The organism is Acidimicrobiia bacterium (assembly GCA_035651955.1).
Lineage (GTDB): Bacteria > Actinomycetota > Acidimicrobiia > IMCC26256 > JAMXLJ01 > JAMXLJ01.
This window is the reverse complement of the sequence record DASRES010000001.1, coordinates 77,760-96,330: the sequence shown is the minus strand read 5'-3', so window position 1 is coordinate 96,330 and position 18,571 is coordinate 77,760. Positions and strand designations below refer to the sequence as shown.

At 71.6% G+C, this 18,571-nt stretch carries 16 protein-coding genes and 2 tRNA genes; 6 read left to right on the top strand and 12 right to left on the bottom strand.

The window, feature by feature from the left end; all coding sequences use genetic code 11:
* The first annotated feature begins 2 nt into the window (after nt 1–2).
* Nucleotides 3–1,424, top strand: coding sequence for an FGGY family carbohydrate kinase (locus tag VFC33_00500; GenBank protein HZR11702.1), 1,422 nt, complete (start codon nt 3–5; stop codon nt 1,422–1,424).
* 3 nt (nt 1,425–1,427) lie between these two features.
* Here the strand turns inward: VFC33_00500 and VFC33_00495 are convergent, their stop codons facing one another.
* Nucleotides 1,428–2,108 (bottom strand): rhodanese-like domain-containing protein, encoded by a 681-nt coding sequence (locus VFC33_00495; protein HZR11701.1) that lies wholly within the window; start codon nt 2,106–2,108, stop codon nt 1,428–1,430.
* A gap of 163 nt (nt 2,109–2,271) precedes the next feature.
* Here VFC33_00495 and VFC33_00490 point away from each other — a divergent pair, with 163 nt between their 5' ends.
* Nucleotides 2,272–2,691, top strand: coding sequence for a CBS domain-containing protein (locus VFC33_00490; protein ID HZR11700.1), 420 nt, complete (start codon nt 2,272–2,274; stop codon nt 2,689–2,691).
* A gap of 46 nt (nt 2,692–2,737) precedes the next feature.
* On the opposite strand, the gene VFC33_00485 is transcribed toward VFC33_00490, so the two are convergent.
* On the bottom strand, nt 2,738–3,685 hold the full coding sequence (locus VFC33_00485) for a Ku protein (GenBank protein ID HZR11699.1): 948 nt from the start codon (nt 3,683–3,685) through the stop codon (nt 2,738–2,740).
* A 71-nt stretch (nt 3,686–3,756) separates the two neighbouring features.
* On the opposite strand from VFC33_00485, the gene VFC33_00480 reads away from it, so the two are divergent.
* Nucleotides 3,757–4,641: a hypothetical protein gene (locus VFC33_00480; protein ID HZR11698.1), complete on the top strand. Its 885-nt coding sequence runs from the start codon at nt 3,757–3,759 to the stop codon at nt 4,639–4,641.
* Between the two features lie 7 nt (nt 4,642–4,648).
* On the opposite strand, the gene VFC33_00475 is transcribed toward VFC33_00480, so the two are convergent.
* Nucleotides 4,649–5,578 (bottom strand): aldose 1-epimerase family protein, encoded by a 930-nt coding sequence (locus tag VFC33_00475; protein ID HZR11697.1) that lies wholly within the window; start codon nt 5,576–5,578, stop codon nt 4,649–4,651.
* Nucleotides 5,579–5,653: 75 nt separating this feature from the next.
* On the opposite strand from VFC33_00475, the gene VFC33_00470 reads away from it, so the two are divergent.
* Together VFC33_00470 and VFC33_00465 are read left to right on the top strand one after the other, a co-directional pair.
* Nucleotides 5,654–5,726, top strand: a tRNA-Ile gene (locus VFC33_00470).
* Between the two features lie 2 nt (nt 5,727–5,728).
* A complete protein-coding gene (locus VFC33_00465) occupies nt 5,729–6,973 on the top strand; it encodes a hypothetical protein (GenBank protein HZR11696.1) in 1,245 nt (414 codons plus the stop codon).
* A gap of 5 nt (nt 6,974–6,978) precedes the next feature.
* Here the strand turns inward: VFC33_00465 and VFC33_00460 are convergent.
* Nucleotides 6,979–7,051: transfer RNA gene (locus VFC33_00460), tRNA-Asn, on the bottom strand.
* A gap of 149 nt (nt 7,052–7,200) precedes the next feature.
* On the opposite strand from VFC33_00460, the gene VFC33_00455 reads away from it, so the two are divergent.
* Nucleotides 7,201–7,431, top strand: a complete 231-nt coding sequence (locus VFC33_00455; GenBank protein HZR11695.1) for a hypothetical protein — start codon at nt 7,201–7,203, stop codon at nt 7,429–7,431.
* 63 nt (nt 7,432–7,494) lie between these two features.
* On the opposite strand, the gene rpoD is transcribed toward VFC33_00455, so the two are convergent.
* From rpoD to VFC33_00415, 8 genes are all read right to left on the bottom strand, one after another.
* Complete coding sequence (gene rpoD / locus VFC33_00450) at nt 7,495–8,853, bottom strand: RNA polymerase sigma factor RpoD (protein HZR11694.1); 1,359 nt, start codon at nt 8,851–8,853, stop codon at nt 7,495–7,497.
* Complete coding sequence (dnaG, locus tag VFC33_00445) at nt 8,850–10,643, bottom strand: DNA primase (GenBank protein ID HZR11693.1); 1,794 nt, start codon at nt 10,641–10,643, stop codon at nt 8,850–8,852. The genes rpoD and dnaG overlap by 4 nt, the downstream gene beginning before the upstream one ends.
* 28 nt (nt 10,644–10,671) lie before the next feature.
* The gene (locus VFC33_00440; GenBank protein HZR11692.1) at nt 10,672–11,751 is read right to left on the bottom strand and encodes an HD domain-containing protein; all 1,080 of its coding nucleotides are present in this window, start codon (nt 11,749–11,751) and stop codon (nt 10,672–10,674) included.
* 94 nt (nt 11,752–11,845) lie between these two features.
* Nucleotides 11,846–14,479, bottom strand: a complete 2,634-nt coding sequence (ppdK, locus tag VFC33_00435; GenBank protein ID HZR11691.1) for a pyruvate, phosphate dikinase — start codon at nt 14,477–14,479, stop codon at nt 11,846–11,848.
* Nucleotides 14,480–14,573: 94 nt separating this feature from the next.
* Nucleotides 14,574–15,428: an RDD family protein gene (locus tag VFC33_00430; protein ID HZR11690.1), complete on the bottom strand. Its 855-nt coding sequence runs from the start codon at nt 15,426–15,428 to the stop codon at nt 14,574–14,576.
* A gap of 52 nt (nt 15,429–15,480) precedes the next feature.
* Complete coding sequence (locus VFC33_00425; GenBank protein HZR11689.1) at nt 15,481–16,794, bottom strand: glycine--tRNA ligase; 1,314 nt, start codon at nt 16,792–16,794, stop codon at nt 15,481–15,483.
* 208 nt (nt 16,795–17,002) lie between these two features.
* The gene (gene recO / locus VFC33_00420; GenBank protein ID HZR11688.1) at nt 17,003–17,722 is read right to left on the bottom strand and encodes a DNA repair protein RecO; all 720 of its coding nucleotides are present in this window, start codon (nt 17,720–17,722) and stop codon (nt 17,003–17,005) included.
* Nucleotides 17,723–17,830: 108 nt separating this feature from the next.
* Nucleotides 17,831–18,562, bottom strand: a complete 732-nt coding sequence (locus tag VFC33_00415; GenBank protein ID HZR11687.1) for an isoprenyl transferase — start codon at nt 18,560–18,562, stop codon at nt 17,831–17,833.
* Between the last annotated feature and the right edge of the window lie 9 nt (nt 18,563–18,571).

Sequence of the window (18,571 nt, the reverse complement as noted above, 5' to 3'; positions counted from 1 at the left end):
GCGTGCGCGTCCTGACGCTCGACCTCGGGACGAGTGCCACGAAGGCGGTCCTGTGGGCGGGGTCGGACGTCGTCGCCCGCGCCCGTGCGCCGATCTCGACGGTCCATCCCCGACCGGGCTGGGCCGAGCAGGACCCGTCCGACTGGTGGCGCTCCGTCGCGGACGTGTGCGCCGAAGTACGCGCTGACGATCCCGAGACGTATGCACGTCTCGACGCGGTCGGCTTCGCCGCCGCGCGCGAGACGTTCGCGCTGTTCGACGACGACCTCGCACCCGTGCGCGCCGGTGTGCTGTGGTCCGATCAGCGGGCCGCCGACGTCGTGGACGAGCTCGGCGACGCAGACGAGACCCGGGCCCGAACCGGCGTCGTCGCGAACAGCGCGTGCTGCGCCGCGAAGATGCTCTGGGTCGCGAAGCACGAGCCGGACGTCGTCGCGAGCGCGCGGTGGCTCCTGTCGCCGCGCGACTGGGTGCTGGCCCAGGTGACCGGCGACGTCGTGACGGAGCCCACGCTCGAGTCGCGGACCGGGCTGTCCTCACTCGAGCGTTGTGAACGCACGGGTCCGGTCGTCGCGCGCGTGGGCGACCGCCTCCCGCGTGTCGTTCCGTCCACCTCGACGTTTCGCGCCGCGGGCGCGGGCGCGCCCGAGCTCGGGCTCCCGCACGACACGGTCGTCGTACCGGGCGCGGGCGACCGGGCCTGCGAGGTGCTCGGGACCGGCGCGACGCCGGACGTCCCTATGGTCTCGTGGGGCACGACCGCGAACGTCTCCGTCCCCCATCCGGGTCCCGTCGACGTGCTTCCCCGTGTCGCCGCGGTGTCGCGCGGTGCGAACGGCGGGTTCGTCGTCGAGGCGGGGCTGTCGGCGAGCGGCGCGGCGTTGGGCTGGCTCGCGAGCTTGACGGGCCGCCCGCACGACGACCTGCTCGCGGCGGCCACGACCGAGTCGCAGCCCGGCGCGCGCGGCGTCGTCGCGCTGCCGTGGCTCAACGGCGCGCGCGGTCCGTTCTGGCAGCCGGACGCGCACGCCGCGTTCGCGGGCGTCACTGCGGCGCACACCGCAGCAGACCTGGCGCGCGCGATCGTCGAAGCCGTCGCGGTCGATGTCGCCCGGTGCGTCGAGCTGCTCGCCCACGATGCGGTCGCGGTCGCGCTCGCCGGTGGCGGTGCGGCCGGCGAGCTGTGGCGCACGACCGTGAGCGCGGCGACCGACCTCCCCGCACGGCGCCGCGTCCACGACGACGCCGCGTCGGTCGGTGCCCGGCTCGTCGTCGCGCACGCGCTCGGCGAGGACGTGACTGTCGGCGAGCTGAACCCGCCACGCGACGAGACGCGCGCCGATCCGCGGGTCGTCGACGCGCTGCGCGAGGTCCGCACGCGCTCGAACCGTCTCGTCCCCGCGATCCTGGACCTCGGGCAGTAGCGGTCAGTGCTCGCGGTCGAGGCGCTCGACGTCGTCACGACGCGCGAGACCGAGCAGGTGGCCGTCGGGGTCGGTCACGAGCACCGATACCGCGTCCTCCTTGCGCATCCGCGCCGCGAGGTCGTGCAGCGGCTCGTCGGCGCGGACGGTGATCGCGGCGTCGTCGAGCTTTTCGCGCACGACGGCGTCGCGCAGCGCCAGGGACTCGCCGGGGAGGAGCCCGAGCACCACACCGCCGTCGTCGACGACGACGACCGCGTCGGTCCGGTACGGGCCCACCCGGTCCGCAACGTCGGCGATCTGCTCGCCGACCCGCGCGGTCGGCACGTCGCGACGGGCGACGGTACCTGCGCGCGGCGAGTCGGTGTCCCGACCCTCCACGGGGAGGCCGGCGGCGCGCCAGTCCGAACGTCCGCCGTCGTACCGGTAGACGCGCTCGATGCCGGCGTCGCGCAGGCGGGCGACGGCGCGGGCGCTGAGGTCGGAGTGCGCGTCGGAGCAGTAGACGACGACCGGCCGGGTCGGGTCGAGCTGCTCGAACGCGTCGATCAGGTGCTCGAGCGGGAGGTTCACGGCACCGGGAAGATGCGAGCGGGCGTACTCGTCCGCGGGGAGCACGTCGACGAGCTGGGCGTGCTCCTCGTCCAGAAGCCTCAGGAGCTGCTCACGGTCGACGCGTTGCACGGCCACTCACTGTCCCTGCCGGTGGTGGGGCAAACGCTAGGCGACGGCGAAGCACCGGGGCCACCACCGCGGACAGATGTTCGAACGGCACCGGGCAAGCCTGCATGCCGCACGGCGGGCGGCGGGTACCACGCGACGAGCATCCGACGCCGAAGGAGGACCGATGGCCCACACGCTGAAGGACGTCATGACCAGCAACGTCGTGTCGTTGCCCGCGGGGTCGAGCGTCACCGAGGCGGCACGCGCGATGCGCGACTCGGGGATCGGGGACGTCGTCGTCACCGACGACAACAAGATCGCAGGGATCGTCACCGACCGCGACATCACGGTCCGCACTGTCGCCGAGGGAAAGAACCCCGACCAGGTGCATCTCTCGGACATCTGCAGCGGGAACCTGACGACGCTCTCGCCGAGCGACGACATCTCGAAGGCCGTCCAGGTGATGCGGGACAAGGCGCTGCGGCGCCTCCCGGTCGTCGACAACGGCAAGGCCGTAGGGATCGTGTCGATCGGCGACCTCGCGATGGAGCGCGACTCCGAGTCGGCGCTCGCGGACATCAGCGCGGCGAAGCCGAACGCGTGAGCGCGTGACGGGCGGGCGGGGACGGGGGTCGGCCCGTCCCCGTCGCTCACGACGCGCGCCGGAGCGCGTCGACGAGCTCGTCCTTGTTCATCTTCGACCGACCGGGGATGTCGCGCTTGCGCGCCTCGTCCTCGAGCTGCGCGCGTGACCAGCCGTCGTAGTCGGTCTTCTTGCCGCGGCTCCCGTTCGAGGCGGCCCCCTCCTTCGTCTTCTTGCCCTCGCGAGCGGCGTCCAGGCTCTGCTCGAGCGCGGCCATGAGGTCGAGGACGGGCGCGCGCTGCTCCGGCTCGCTGACGACGATCTCCTCACCCTTCGCCTTGCGCTCGATCAGGTCGAGCACGCGCTCGCGGTAGGTGTCGGCGTAGCGCGTCGGATCCCACTCGGTCGCCATCGAGTCGATCAGCTGCCGCGCGATGCGGAGCTCGCGGTCGCCGACCTTGGCGCGCTTCACCGCGCCGACGGCGTCGCGCGCGTCACGGATCTCGTCCGCGAAGAACAGTGTCTCGAGCACGAGCAACCCGCCGTCGGCACGCAGTGCCGCGAGGTACTCCTTCGTGCGCATGACGAAGCGACCGATCGCCGCTTTGCCGGTATCCGCCATCGCGTCGACGAGCAGCCGGTACGTGCGCGCCGCGGCGTCGTTCGCGGGGCCGACGTAGTACGTGCGCTCGTAGTAGATGGGGTCGATGTCCGTGAGATCGACGAAGTCCTCGATGTCGATCGTCGAGCTGCGGCCCGGGGCGACGGCCTCGAGCTCGTCGGGCGTGACGATGACGAACTCGCCCTTGTGGACCTCGTAGCCCTTGACGATGTCGTCGTAGGCGACCTCCTTGTCCGTCCCTTCGGCGACGCGCTTGTTGTGGACGCGCTTGCCCGACCCCTTCTCGAACTGGTGGAACCGGACGTCCTTCGGCTGCGTCGCGGTGTACAGCTTCACGGGCACGTTCACGAGGCCGAACGTGATCGAACCGCTCCAGATCGCCCGGGATGCCATCGCACTCACCTCCTGGCGGCTGTGTTACCCAGACCGGACCCTCGTGACGCCGGCACCGCTACCGTGCGCGCGTGGCCCCGACACCGGCCGAGGACGCCGACGAGCGCGTCTCGGACCTCTACGCGCTCCCACCCGAGCAGTTCGTCGACGCGCGCAACGCGCTCGCCAAGGACCTGCGCGCGCACGGCGACACCGAGGGCGCGAAAGAGGTCCGCGGGCTCCGCAAGCCCACGGTCGCGGCATGGGCCCTCAACCAGGTCGCACGATCGCATCCCGACGTGCTGGGGGAGATCGCCGACGTCGCCGAGGAGCTCCGCCGCGCGCAACGGCGCGCGCTGTCCGGAGTCGGCGCCGAGGAGCTACGTCAGGCGGGCGCCCGCCGGCGCAAGGTGATCGAGCGCGTGGCGAGCCGGACCAAGGACGTCCTCCGGGACGCAGGCCGCACCGTAAGCGCGGCCGTGCACCAGCAGGTGACCGAGACGCTCGAGGCCGCGACGACGTCCGAGGACGTCGCCGGCGCGTTGCTCCGCGGACGGCTCGAGCACGAGGTCGCGCCCGGGAGCGGCTTCGGCGACATCGGCGCGCTGTCGATCGTCCCCGACCGCGCACCACCCGCGAAGAAGGCGGCCAAGCCACCCGCGCGCCGCGCGTCGCGTGAGCGCGACGCAGCACGCGAGCGCGTGGAAGCCGCGGTGGCGGCGACGCGGCGGGCCGAGCGCGACGAGGACGACGCGGCCGCCGAGCTCGCGGCGGCCGAGCACGACGCCGACGACGCGGCGGGCCACGTGCAACAGCTCGAGCGTGCCCTCCACGACGCGCGTGTCGAGCTCGACGCGGCGCGCGACCGCGTCCGTGACGCGAAGCGCGAACGCGACGCGGCGCAGCGGGCGACGGTCAAGGCGCGGCGAGCGGAGGACGACGCGCGCGCGAAGGCGGACGCGCTCGACGCCGAGTAGCCCGCGGTCAGCGCCGCGCCACGATCCCCCACGTATTCGTGACGCGCCGCCCCGGCTCGAGCGTGATCAACGACTCACCCGTCACGTACGCGTTCGGCGGGCACGTCATCGGCTCCAGGCCGAGCCCGGTGCGTCGCTTCTCAGGGCGCGGGAGATGGTCGCCGGTGAACACCTCGAGGCAGGGATAGGTGTCGTCGACCCAGAGGGAGACCGTCGTGCCGCCGGGGTTGGTCAGGTGCGCCCACGCGCGCCCGTCGCCATCCCGCACGAGGTCCGTGAACGCCTCGTCGAGCTTTGCGTCACCGAGCGGCCGCGGGTCGCGGTAGTCGTAGCGAGTGCCGTCGACTCGCTCGCGCCCGGTCGGGATGCCGCGATCGTCGTGCGTGTAGCGAGTCCCGCCGGGAAGCTGCATCGTGCACGCGTCGATCGTCGGCGTCCCCGCGGTCACATACGGATGCGCCCCGTTGCCGTACGGCGCGGGCGTCGCGCCGACGTTGGTCGCCGTGATCGTGACCGTGAGGCCGTCGGCCGCGTCGAGCACGTAGCGCGCCTCGAGGTCGAGAACGTGCGGCCAGCCGGGATGCGCGTGCAGCCGCAGGCTCATCGTCACAGCCGCGTCACCGTCGCGTGCGGCGTCCCAGTTCTGCCAGCGTGCGAGACCGTGGATCGCGCAGTCGCGGTCGGGCTCGGTGATGTCGAGCTGACGCTCCTCGCCGGCGAAGCGATAGGTGCCGTGGTCGACGCGGTTCGGCCACGGGATCAGGAGCTGCCCGCGCGCGCCGTCGCACATCTCGTCCTCGCCGTACCCGTCGAGCACCGGCATGCCGTCGAGCTCGATCGCGCGGAGCCCACCGCCGACCTCCACGACCGTCGCCCGATATCCGCCGGCGGTGATCGTGTGCTGCGCGCCCGAGGGCGCCGCGTGTTCGTCCGTCACGACGGTCGACACTACGCGCCGTCACCGTCACCGTCGCCGGCGGTCCCGCGGGACCGGCGTACGCGAGGATGCTGCGGGGCCGTAGCTCAGTGGTCAGAGCGTGGGACTCATAATCCCTAGGTCGCAGGTTCGATCCCTGCCGGCCCCACGATGACAGACAGCGGGTACTGGCCCAGCCCGTGGCCCGGTGAGGACGGCGGGCCGCGGCGGTTGCAGACACCGCAGGGGATCGCGGGTCCGCGCCTGCAGTGCGGTGAGGCGCTCGACGTCACGTCACGCGAGCTGCTCGGCACAACGATGGTGGTGCTGCGCGATCCCGGCGAGGTGTACGTCCATGCGTTCGCGCCCGGCAGCCCGACGAGCGTCGTCGAACGGGTCGACCCGATCTCACTCACGACGTTGCACGCGTCGCCCGAGCTCCCCGCGGGACCGTGGTGGCCCGGAGGCGTCGCCGTGCACGCGAACGGCGACCTCTACGTCACCGCGGGACGGTGGTGCCACCGGCTCGATCCCGACTGCGCGCTCGTCGCGTCGCGCGAGCTGCCGCGCGACCGTCCGTACAACTCGCTCGTGATCCTTCCCGACGGTCACGTCGTGATGAAGGACCTCGTGATGGACGGGTCCGACCGGTCGCGGCTCGTCGTCCTCGAACCGGACCGCCTCCGTCCCGCGGGTCCCGAGGTCGACGTGCCGGAGGACTCGATCGCGCGGATCAGCGCGGACGGCTCGACGGTGTACGTCGTCGGCACGACCGGAGTGCACCGGTTCGACTGGGACGGGACGCGGCTCGTCCACGACGAGCAGTGGCGCGCTCCGTACGTGCGCTTCGACGGACAGCACTACGGCTGGGATCCGGTGCTCGCGTCCGGGAGCGCATGGTTCCTCGACAACGGCGCGGGCAGCGACCGCTTCGCCGGCAGCTTCCGCGGCCGCGGCATCGCGACCGCGCCCCTCCACCTCGTACGCGCAGCGGTCGACGGTCACGGCGGCGACGTCGAGCTCGTCGAGATCTGCGGGAAGCCCGGTGGGATCGTCGTGAACCCGCCGCTCGTCGATCCCGTCCGCCGGATCGCGGTCGGCTTCGACAGCGGCAACGGCGTGCTCGCCGCGTTCGCGTACGACCGGCACGACATCGCGCCGCGATGGCGGCGCGATCAGGACCACGGCGGTCACATGCTGCTGTGGCCCGACACCGGCGAGCTGGTCACGTACGACCATCACGACGGACATGACGACGTCGTCATCGTGGACGTCGCGACCGGTGACGAGCTCGCGAGAGCCGGGACGGGGAGCCCGATCCAGTCGGTCGTCTTCCCCGCGCCGGGCTGGGACCGCGACCTGTACTACTGCTCGCTCACGACGGTCGCTCGCGTGCGACCGGCCGGCGAGGCGTGATCCTGCTCCGGGGGAGAGACTCGAACTCTCAACCTAGCGGTTAACAGCCGCTTGCTCTGCCGGTTGAGCTACCCCGGACCGGTGGACGAGCCACGTTACCAGCGCGGTCATCGGCCTCCCCCCGGCCGACTTGAGCGGTTCGAGCAGGCGGCCGGGCCACGACGGCCGGTGGCCGGACGATCGGACCGGCGTGCAGCGCGTCACCGACGTCGGGTATGACAAGCGCCATGAGATTCCGTATGGGCGTCGCCGTCGGGTTCGCAGCCGGGTACTACCTCGGCGCGAAGGCCGGCCGCGAGCGCTACGACCAGATGCGCCGCATGATGGGCCGGGCGCGCGACAGCCGCGCGTTCGAGAAGGCACGGGCGGCGGTCGACCTCGGCATGGAACGCATCCGTCCCCGCGACACGACGATCGACATCACCGGTGTCGTCGTCGAGGAGCTCGCGACCCGTTAGCGCTACGGCTCCTCTCGATTGGTCGCCACCGCTCCGGCGTCCCGGCCTCTGGCCACGCCTCCGCTATGGCTCCTCGAGGTAGTCGCGCAGGCGCTTCGAGCGCGTCGGGTGGCGCAGCTTCGCGAGCGTCTTCGACTCGATCTGCCGAATGCGCTCGCGGGTGACACCGAACTCCTTGCCGACCTCTTCGAGCGTGCGTACCTGGCCGTCGTCGAGACCGAACCTCAGACGCACGACAGCGCGCTCGCGCTCGTTGAGCTCCTCGAGTGCCTCCTCGATCGCCTCGGTGAGCAACGCGCGCGCTGCCGCGGTCGCCGGCGCGATCGCGGTCGGGTCCTCGACGAAGTCGCCGAGGAAGCTGTCGTCCTCCTCGCCGACGGGCGTCTCGAGCGAGACCGGCTCCTGACCGAGACGCTGGATCTCGCGCACACGGTCGGGCGTCATCTCCACCTTGACCGCGATCTCCTCGACCGTCGGCTCGCGGCCCAGCTCCTGCAGGAGCTGGCGTTGCACGCGCAGCACCTTGTTCATCGTCTCGACCATGTGCACCGGGATGCGGATCGTGCGCGCCTGATCGGCGATGGCGCGCGTGATCGCCTGGCGGATCCACCACGTCGCGTAGGTCGAGAACTTGAAGCCCTTCGTGTAGTCGAACTTCTCGACCGCGCGGATCAGGCCGAGGTTCCCCTCCTGGATGAGGTCGAGCAGCACCATGCCGCGGCCGACATATCGCTTCGCGATCGACACGACGAGCCGCAGGTTCGCCTCGATGAGCTGACGCTTGGCCAGGATCCCGTCGGCCTGGACCGCCTCGAGCCCCGAGCGCTCGGCCTCCGACAGCAGCCCGTCGGCCTGCTCGAGCTGGTCGGCCGCATGCAGGCCGGCCTCGATGCGCTGGGCCAGCGTCACCTCCTGGGGACCGGTGAGGAGCGGGACCTTGCCGATCTCCTTCAGGTACATCCGGACGGGGTCGAAGCTCGCGCTCTCCGCCCGGTACACGCGAGGCGGCGCGGGTGCGGCCGGTGGCGTCTGCGGACGGGCGGCCGGCTCCCCGCGATCCCGGTGCGGCTCCGGCGCAGGGTGGTGCGGCGAGACGCGCGCGCCGGTCGCGCCGTTGCGTTCGGTGGTGTCCCGTGCCGACGGCGCACCGCTGGCGCGGCGCTGGTCCTCGCGCTCGAGCTCGTCGACGATCTCGTCGACGACCTCGATTCCCATCGCGCCGATGCGCGCGTAGATCGCCTGCAGCTCCGCGGTCTCCGGCTCGAGATCCGGCAACGCGGCGAAGATCTCGCCCGTCGTGACGAAGCCGCGCTCGCGGACGCGTCGCACGAGCAGCTCGACGTCGTTCGCAGGCGCGGTGTCGCGCGCGCGCGTCACGTCTGCATCGCCGCCGTTCGCGTCGCGCTCTTCGTCGTCGGTCACTCGGACTCCGCTTCCTCTTGACCGCGGACCCAGGGTACCAACTCCTCCGCGCATCGTTGCGCCGCGAGCCAGTCACCACGATCACGCTCGCAGACGAGCTGGTCGAGCACACGCTTCACGATGATCGAGCGTTCGTCGCCGCGCGCGACGAGCTCCTGCAGACGGCGTTGCGCGGCGACCTCGACGAGGTTCGCGAGCACCTCGGCTGCGTAGACCTGCGCGTGCTCGCCGACGTCGAGATCCTCCACCGTGAGCCGCTCCAGCAGTCCACGCGCGCGCGGGCCTGCGGCCTCGATCGCGTCGTGCATCGAGTGCGACGACGCGAGCGCGGCGAACGCGTCCTGCGTCGTCGGCGACGCGAACAACGACGCGTCGAGCAAGGTCACGACGAGCTCCGGCTCGTGGACCGCGATGCGCAGCGCCTCCAGCTCTCGGCGGTCGAGCCCCTCGACGTCGCGTGCCGCGGCGTCGCCGTCGCGTGCCGGTGCGGTCGCGTGCCGTCGACCCGTCGATCGACGCGCGAGCGCGTCCTTGAACCACGTGTGCGGGAGGTCGAGCGCGCCCGCGACCTGCCCGATGTAGCCCTCGCGCACGAGCTCGTTGGGATGATCGGCGAGCACGGGCACGATGGCCTCCGCGGCCCGGGCGCGTCCCTCGGGCGTGCCGAGCTGCGCGTGCTCGAGGACCTGGTCGATCCGGAACTGCATGAAGGGCTTCGCACCGTCGAGCGCGGCAAGGAGCGCCTTCGGGTCGCCGTGCCACACGTCGGCCGGATCGCGCCCACGCGGGAGCGCGGCGACGCGCACCTCGACGTCGAATTGCTGCTCCCACTGGTACCAGCGCTCCGCGGCCGAGCGGCCCGCGGCGTCGGCGTCGTACGCGAGCGTGATGCGCCGGGTCAGGTTCTTCAGCATCGCGAAGTGCTCGTCCGCGAGCGCGGTGCCACACGTCGCGACGGCGTTCGGCGCTCCCGCGAGCGCGAACGCCATCACGTCCGTGTACCCCTCGCAGATGACGACCTCGTCGCGCGCCACCACTTCACCCTTCGCCCAGTTCAGGCCGTACAGGAGACGGCTCTTGTGGTAGATCGGCGTCTCGGGCGAGTTCTTGTACTTCGGGCCGTCGCCGGCGAGCGTGCGGCCGCCGAAGCCGACCGGGTCGCCGCGGACGTCGAAGATCGGGAACAGCAAGCGGGCACGGAACTGGTCCTGCAACCGGTTCGCCCGGTTCACGAACGCGAGGCCGGCGTCGACGACGTCCTGCCGCCCGAAGCGCGCCTGCTGCAGGTGGTGGCTCAACGTGTCGAACCCGTCGGGCGCCCACCCGAGCGAGAAGCGCCGCGCCGCGTCGCCGTCGAAGCCGCGGCTGCGGAGGTAGCCGCGGGCGTTCCCGGCGTCGGGCGACTCGAGCAGCAGCCGGTGGTAGAACGCGACCGCCGCCGCGACGACGTCCACGAGCCGGTTGCGCCGCTGCCGGTCCTTCGAGACGTTGCTGTTGTCGTAGTGCAGCTCGATGCCCGCGCGTGCGGCGAGCCGCTCGACCGCGTCGACGAAGTCGAGATGCTCCACCTCGCGCACGAACGTGATCGCGTCGCCGCGCGCGCCGCACCCGAAGCAGTAGTAGAGGCCCTGCTCCGGGTTGATCGAGAACGACGGTGTCTTCTCGGCGTGGAACGGACACAGACCCGTGTAGCGCTTGCCCACGCGCTTGAGCGCGAGGTGCTCGCCGGCTACGGCGACGAGGTCGGTCATCTCGCGGACACGCGCGATGTCCTCGTCGAGAATGCCCACGGCGGCTCAGGCTACGCGCGCACGGCCGTCACACCCCGCGGGGCAGGTCCTCGGGACGCCAGCCGAGGAGCTCGACACCGAGGCGCAACGCGTACCGGTCGGTCATGCCGCTGACGTAGTGCACCGCGCGCGCCGCGGCCTCGGGCGAGCCGGCCGGCGGCGTCGGGACCTGCCCCGACGCGACGTCGGGGATCCGGGCCGGGACGTCGGTGAAGTGCTCGACGAGCCCGCGCAGCAGCGACACCACACGTTCCGCCTGCCGGCGCGCCGCGGGGCGCAGGTAGATGCGCTCGAAGTTGAACGCGCGGAACGCGGCGAGCGCGTCGGCCGCAGGCTGGGTCATCCCGACTCTGCCCGTCCGCTCGATCGCGTCGAGCGTGGCGACCACGAAGGTGCCGATCTGCTCCGACCGCCGCGTCCCGACGACGTCGCGGACCTCGGCCGGCAGGTCGCCGGGCGCGAGGATCCCGGCGCGACACGCGTCCTCGAAGTCGTGGCAGACGTATGCGATGCGGTCGGCCCACGCCACGACCTCGCCTTCGGGCGTGCAGGGCGCGGGCCGTCGCCACGAGTGGTTGCGCACGCCGTCGAGCGTCTCGGCACAGAGGTTGAGCGGCGCGAGCGTGACGTCCGCGCCGTACACCGCGTGGTCGTAGCCCGTCGCCGGCAGGTAGGGCGTGAACGCCTCCTCCGACGCGTGGCCCGCCGGGCCGTGACCGCAGTCGTGCGCGAGCGCGATCGCCTCGACGAGCGGGAGACACAGGTTCGCGGCCCGCGCGATCCCCGTCGCGACCTGTGCGACCTCGACGGCGTGCGTGAGGCGGGTGCGGAGGTGGTCGTCCTCGGGTGCGACGAACACCTGGCACTTGCCCGCGAGGCGCCGCCACGGCCGCGAGTGCTTCACCCGGTCGAGGTCGCGCTCGAAGCAGAGGCGAAACGGGTCGGGCTCCTCCGCCTCGGCCCTCGTCCCGGCGCCGACCGGACGGGTGGCGCCGGGCGCGAGCCTGACGTCGAGCGCGGCCTCCCGCTCCTCGCGCGACAGCACCGGCCCGCCGACGTACGCACCGACGTGCGCATGCCGGACGTCGACGTCAGTGATGGTCTCCATGCCGCCGACCATACCGGCGGGGTACGACACCCATGCGTCCATGCGTCGCTGAACGTCGTCCTGCGACGACGAGCGACGCATGAACGATCCTGGGTCAGGCGGTTCCCGACGACCCGTCCGACGCACCGATGGCGGCGTGGGCGGCCGCGAGCCGGGCGAGCGGGACCCGGAACGGCGAGCACGAGACGTAGTCGAGCCCGACGTCGTGGCAGAACCGCACGGACTCCGGGTCGCCACCGTGCTCGCCGCAGATCCCGAGCTTCAGGTCGGGACGAGTCGCGCGCCCGCGCTCGACGGCCCACTCCACGAGCTTCCCGACGCCGCCGACGTCGATCGTCTCGAACGGGTTCGCCGGCAGCAGGTGCAGGTCGAGGTAGCGCGGCATGAACCGGCCCTCGACGTCGTCGCGCGAGAACCCGAACGTCATCTGCGTCAGGTCGTTGGTGCCGAACGAGAAGAACTCCGCGACGTGCGCGATCTCGTCGGCGACGATCGCGGCGCGCGGCGTCTCGACCATCGTCCCGACGAGGTAGTCGACGTCGACGCCCTCCTCGCGTCCGACCGCGGCCACCTCGTCGCGCGTCCAGTCGACGAGCAGCGCGAGCTCCGGTTCGGTGACCGCGAGCGGGATCATGATCTCGACCCGCGGGTCGCCCCCCGCACGCTTCCGCTCGATCGCGGCCTGCACGATCGCGCGCACCTGCATGCGGTACAGCCCGGGCTTGATGATCCCGAGCCGGCAACCACGCGTGCCGAGCATCGGATTCGCCTCCTGCCACTGGCGCGCGGCCTCGAGCAGGTGACGACCCTGCTCGTCGAGCTCGCCCTTGGCCTGACGCACGAGGAGGTCCTCGACGTCGGGCAGGAACTCATGCAACGGCGGGTCGAGCAGGCGGATGGTCACGGGCAGGCCGTCCATCGCCTCGAGGATCCCGACGAAGTCGGCCTTCTGGCGCTCGCGCAGCGCCTCGAGCGCGGCGTTCTCCTCGTCGTCGCTGCTGGCGAGGATCATGCGCTGCACGATGGGCAGCCGCTCGCCGAGGAACATGTGCTCGGTGCGGCACAGACCGATGCCCTCGGCGCCGAACGCCCGTGCGCGCGCAGCGTCCTCGGGAAGATCCGCGTTGGTCCGCACACCGAGCCGCCGGAACTCGTCCGCCCACTGCAGCAGCGTGTTGAACGGCCCCGTCGGCTCGGGCACGACCACCGGCACCTCGCCGATCACGACCTCGCCGGTCGTGCCGTTGATCGAGATGACGTCGCCCTCGCTCACCACGGTCGACCCGACCTCGAAGCGCTTCGCCGCGAGGTCGATGCGCACCGCCTCCGCGCCGCACACCGCGGGCGTGCCCATCCCGCGGGCGACCACCGCGGCGTGGCTGACGAGACCGCCGCGGGACGTGAGGATCCCCTCGGCGGCGATCATCCCGTGCAGGTCGTCGGGTGACGTCTCGGGCCGGACGAGGATCACGCGCTCCCCCGCCTCGTGACGCGCCTCGGCCTCGTCGGCGGTGAAGTACACCTTGCCGACGGCCGCACCGGGCGACGCGTTCAGCCCCTTCGTGACCGCCGTGTAGCGCGCCGACGGGTCGAACTGCGGGTGAAGGAGCTGGTCGAGCTGCCCGGGCTGCACGCGCAGCACCGCCTCGCGCTTGTCGATGAGACCCTCGTCCGCCATCTCGGTGGCCATGCGCAGCGCCGCGGCCGCGGTGCGCTTCCCCACACGCGTCTGCAGGATGAACAGGCGTCCCTGCTCGATCGTGAACTCGATGTCGCACATGTCGCGGTAGTGCTGCTCGAGCCGGTCCATGATCTCGAGGAGCTCGCGCTGCGGCTGCGGGAAGTGCGTGCCCATCGCGTCGAGATGCTCGGTGACCCGGATCCCGGCCACGACGTCCTCGCCCTGCGCGTTCGCGAGGAAGTCGCCGTAGCGGACGTTCTCGCCCGTGGCGGGATCGCGCGTGAACGCGACACCCGTCCCCGAGTCGTCGCCCTTGTTGCCGAACACCATCGTCTGCACGTTGACGGCGGTGCCCAGGTCGTCGGGGATGTTCTCCATGCGCCGGTAGTCCTGCGCGCGCTTGCCGTTCCACGACCGGAACACGGCCTCGATGGCGTGCCGCAGCTGCACACGCGGGTCCTGCGGGAAGTCTTCGCCCGTCTTGTCGCGCACGATGCCCTTGAACGTGTCGACGAGACCGCGCAGGTCGTCGGCGTCGAGGTCGGTGTCGGACGCCGCGCCGCGCTCTTGGCGGAGCTTCGTGAGCGCGTGCTCGAAGACGTCGCCGTCGATGTCGAGCACGATGCGGCCGAACATCTGCACGAACCGGCGGTACGAGTCGAGCGCGAACCGCTCGTTGCCCGTCTGCTTCGCGAGACCTCCGACGGAGACGTCGTTGAGCCCCAGGTTGAGGACGGTGTCCATCATCCCGGGCATCGAGAACGGCGCGCCCGAACGGACCGAGACGAGCAGCGGGTCGACATCGTCGCCGAGGCGCTTGCCCATCTTGTCCTCGAGGGCACGCAGCGCGGTCTCGACCTCACCCATCAGCCCGTCGGGGAGGCGGTTGCCCGCCGCGAGGTACGCCTTGCACGCGTCGGTGCTGATCGTGAAGCCGGGCGGGACGGGCAGGCCGAGGTTCGTCATCTCGGCCAGGTTGGCTCCCTTGCCCCCGAGCAGGAACTTCTGCTCCTTGGAACCCTCCTCGAAGGCGTAGACGTACTTCATCGTTCCTCCCGATCAGCGATCACTCTCAGCCTACGCACGACGCCGCGCGCCACCCGCGCACAAACGCTCTCCGTGAGCGGCGGGGCCGCTCGCCTCACGCGTCGACGACGACCGTGCGGGCGAACTTGTCGAGCAGGCTCCGGTGGTTCGGGTCGCTCAGGAACGTGAACCCGAGGAACAGCGCGACGAACCCGCCGAAGTTCGGGATCGCGACCGTGATCAGGATCGGCGCGCCGTAGCGGCGCAGCGAACCGACCCACCCGGGCGCGCCACCCGTCGTGACGTCCGCGACGCGCAGGTGGATGATCCGCTTGCCGGGCGTCTGCCCGCTCCGGGCGACGGGTGCGAGCGCGTAGAAGACGATCAGCGCGGCGAGCCCGCCGTAGAACACGGCAAGAGCGGCGGCACCGGGCAGGTTCGCGAAGTAGAGGACGAACTCCAGCGCGATGTAGGCAACGAGCGCGGTGACGAGATCGATCGCGGTCGCCGCGATCCGGCGGCCGCGCGGCGCGACCGTCAAGCCACGCGGGAGGACGATCGGCTCGACCTTCTTCCTCTCGCTCTGACCGCGAGAGCCCTGCTTCAGCGCCCCGAGGATCGTGCGGGGCGGCGCGGGCTCGGCCGCTTCGGCGGCCTCGTCGGTCGCCGGCGCGGATTTCGCGACCGGCGGTCGCCTGCCCTTCGTGCGTGCCGGTGGCGCGGGGGGCGCCGCCTCGGGGTCGGCCTCACGCTGCTCGGTCCGGAGCTGCTCGTCGTAGCGGCGGCGCTGGAATGGGTCGGCGAGGACGTTCCACGCCTGGTTGAGCTCGGCGGGGTCGGCCGTGACCGCGACCGGCTTCTTGCCGGTGGTCCCGTTGCGCGCCTGGTCGATCAGCGCCCGGTACGCGTCCTTGATCTCGCTCGTCGGCGCGTCGCGCGAGACGCCGAGGAGCTCGTAGTAGTCGGGCACCGCACCAGGATCGCGCGGCCGCTCGTCGGCATGCACCGCGGGATCGACGTGATCAGTCCGGGAGGCGCTCCCGGAGGTAGCCGAGGAGCCGGTCGATCGAGACCCGGTCCTGGTCCATCGAGTCCCGGTCCCGCACGGTGACCGCGTGGTCGTCGAGCGTGTCGAAGTCGACCGTCACGCAGTACGGCGTGCCGACCTCGTCCTGGCGGCGGTAGCGCCGCCCGATCGACCCCGTCACGTCGACGTCGATCATGAAGTGCGGCCGCAGCGAACCTGCGACCTCCTCCGCCACCGGGTTGAGCTTCTCGTTCTTGGACAGCGGCAGCACCGCGACGGCGATCGGGGCGAGCCGCCGGTCGAGCCGGAGCACCGTGCGCTTCTCGCCCCGCACCTCTTCCTCGGCGTACGCCGCGAGCAGGAACGCGAGCGTCGCGCGGTCAGCACCCGCGGCCGGCTCGATGACGTACGGCACGTAGCGGCGATCGGCCTCCTGGTCGTAGTAGGTGAGGTCCTGGCCGCTGAACTTCGCGTGCTGCGTGAGGTCGTAGTCCGTACGGTTCGCGATCCCCTCGAGCTCGCCCCAGCCCCACGGGTACTCGAACTCCACGTCGGACGTCGCCGCGGAGTAGTGGCTGAGCTCGTCCTGCTCGTGCTCACGCAGGCGGAGCATCGCTTCGGGGATGCCGTGCTCGACGTACCAACGGAACCGCTCGGTGCGCCAGTACTCGTACCACTCGTCGGCCTGCTCGGGCGGCACGAAGAACTCCATCTCCATCTGCTCGAACTCACGAGTGCGGAAGACGAAGTTGCCCGGTGTGATCTCGTTGCGGAACGACTTGCCGATCTGCGCGATCCCGAACGGCGGCTTCTTGCGCGCGGTCGTCTGCACGTTCAGGAAGTTGACGAAGATGCCCTGCGCGGTCTCGGGACGCAGGAACGCGACCGACGCGTCGTCCTCCACCGGGCCGACGTAGGTCTTGAACATCAGGTTGAACTGCCGCGCCTCCGTGAAGCTGTCCTTGGCGCCGCAGTTGGGACACGCGCCCGACTCGGGAAGCTGGTCCGCGCGGAACCGCTCACGACAATTGCGGCAGTCGACGAGCGGGTCGGTGAACGTCGCGACGTGACCACTCGCCTCCCACACACGCGGCGACATGAGGATCGCGGCGTCCAGGCCGACGACGTCGTCGCGCAGCTGCACCATCGAGCGCCACCACGCGTTCTTCACGTTGCGCTTCAGCAGCACGCCGAGCGGCCCGTAGTCCCACGTCGACCGGAAACCGCCGTAGATCTCGCTCGACGGGAACACGAGCCCGCGCCGCTTCGCGAGGTTGACGACGCGCTCCATCAGGTCGTTGCGGGGCATGACGGGCGATGCTACCGGAGGGGCGCGCGAAGCCCGTCGCCCGCGCCGGTGCGCGCGTGCGCTGACGGGCGTCGATCGCGTCGCGCTGACGTCCGCGTGGCACGATCTGTTCCCGTACCGCGACGCGCCACGTGATCGCGTAGGTTCGAACGTCCATGCGTCGCTGAACGTCGTAGAGCAACAGCGAGCGACGCATGAACGAATCGGGCTAGAGCAGCGCGGCGCTCCGGAGGCGGCGTTCGAGCTGGAACTCGAGGGATGTCACTGCGAGGCGCTCGACGTGCGCGATCACGTCGGGTCGAGGCGGTTCCGCGAGCGCGCCGCGCACGTCGCCGCCGACGATGCGGGCGAGGAACGCGAGCTCGTCGTCGCTCACGACGCGACCGCCCGCGAGCCGGCCGCACGACTCGCACAGGACACCGCCCTCGGCGACGTCGAACACCGCGAACGGCCCACTCTCGCCGCAGCGCGCGCACACGTCGAGCGCGGGGTGGAAGCCCTCGAGGCTGAGCAGCTTCCAGAAGAACGCGGGCGTGACGACCGGCGACGGCGTCGACGCGAGCGTGCGCAGCGCGCCGACGAGCAGCCGGTACAGCGCCGGGTTCCGCTCGCGCTCCGGGGCCACCTGGTCGACGGCCTCGAGCATGGACAGCGCGTGCGTCAGGAGCCCGTAGCCCTCGCGCAGCGGGCGCAGCACGTCGAGGGTCTCGACCTGCGTGACGACGTCGAGCTCGCGCCCCTGGTAGCACTGCAGCGCGACGTGGCTCGTCGGCTCGAGCCGCGACCCGAACCGGCTCCCGGGCTTGCGCACGCCCTTCGCGACGGCCCGCACCTTGCCGTGCCCCTGGGTGAAGACCGTGACGATGCGGTCCGTCTCGCCGAGCTTGATCGTGCGCAGGACGACGCCCTGATCCCGGTACAGCGGCACGACACCAGTGTAGTTACGCCCCTGTGATCCCGCGTTGGGACACAAGTCGCGCCTCTGACCGCGAGTTGTGTACCAACCGGGCCGGCGGTGGCCGCGGTCGAGGCGGCGCTACCCCCCCTCGTCCACGGCGCCGAAGCGGCGCTCGCGGCGCTGGTACTCGCGGATCGCCTCGAACAGGTGCTCGCGCCGGAAGTCGGGCCACAGCACGTCGGTGAAGTACAGCTCCGAGTACGCGAGCTCCCACAGCAGGTAGTTCGAGATGCGGTACTCGCCCGACGTGCGCACGAGCAGATCGGGATCGGGCATGTCGGGCGCGTAGAGATGACGCGCGATGATCCGCTCGTCGACCTTGTCGGCACGGACGCGCCCCGACGCGGCGTCGGTCGCGATCGCGCGGACCGCGTCGACGAGCTCGGCCCGCCCGCCGTAGTTGAACGCGAACGTGAGCGTCATGCGCCGGTTGCGGTGTGTGAGCTCCTCGGCGTCGCTGATCTGCCGGCGGAGCCGGGCCGGCACCCGCCCGCCGCGACGCCCGATGAACCGCACCCGCACGCCGCGCTCGTTCAGGTCGTCACGACGGCGAAGCAGCAGGCTCTCGTTGAAGTGCATGAGGAAGCGCACCTCGTCGATCGGCCGGCGCCAGTTCTCGGTCGAGAACGCGTAGACGGTCATCCACTGGAGCCCGATCTCGAGTGCGCCCTCGACGGTGTCGAAGAGCGCCTCCTCACCGGCCGCGTGACCGTCGGTGCGCTTGAGGCCCCGGCGCTTGGCCCAACGGCCGTTGCCGTCCATCACGATCGCGACGTGTCGGGGCATGCGGCTGGCGTCGAGATCGTGCACGGCGCTCAA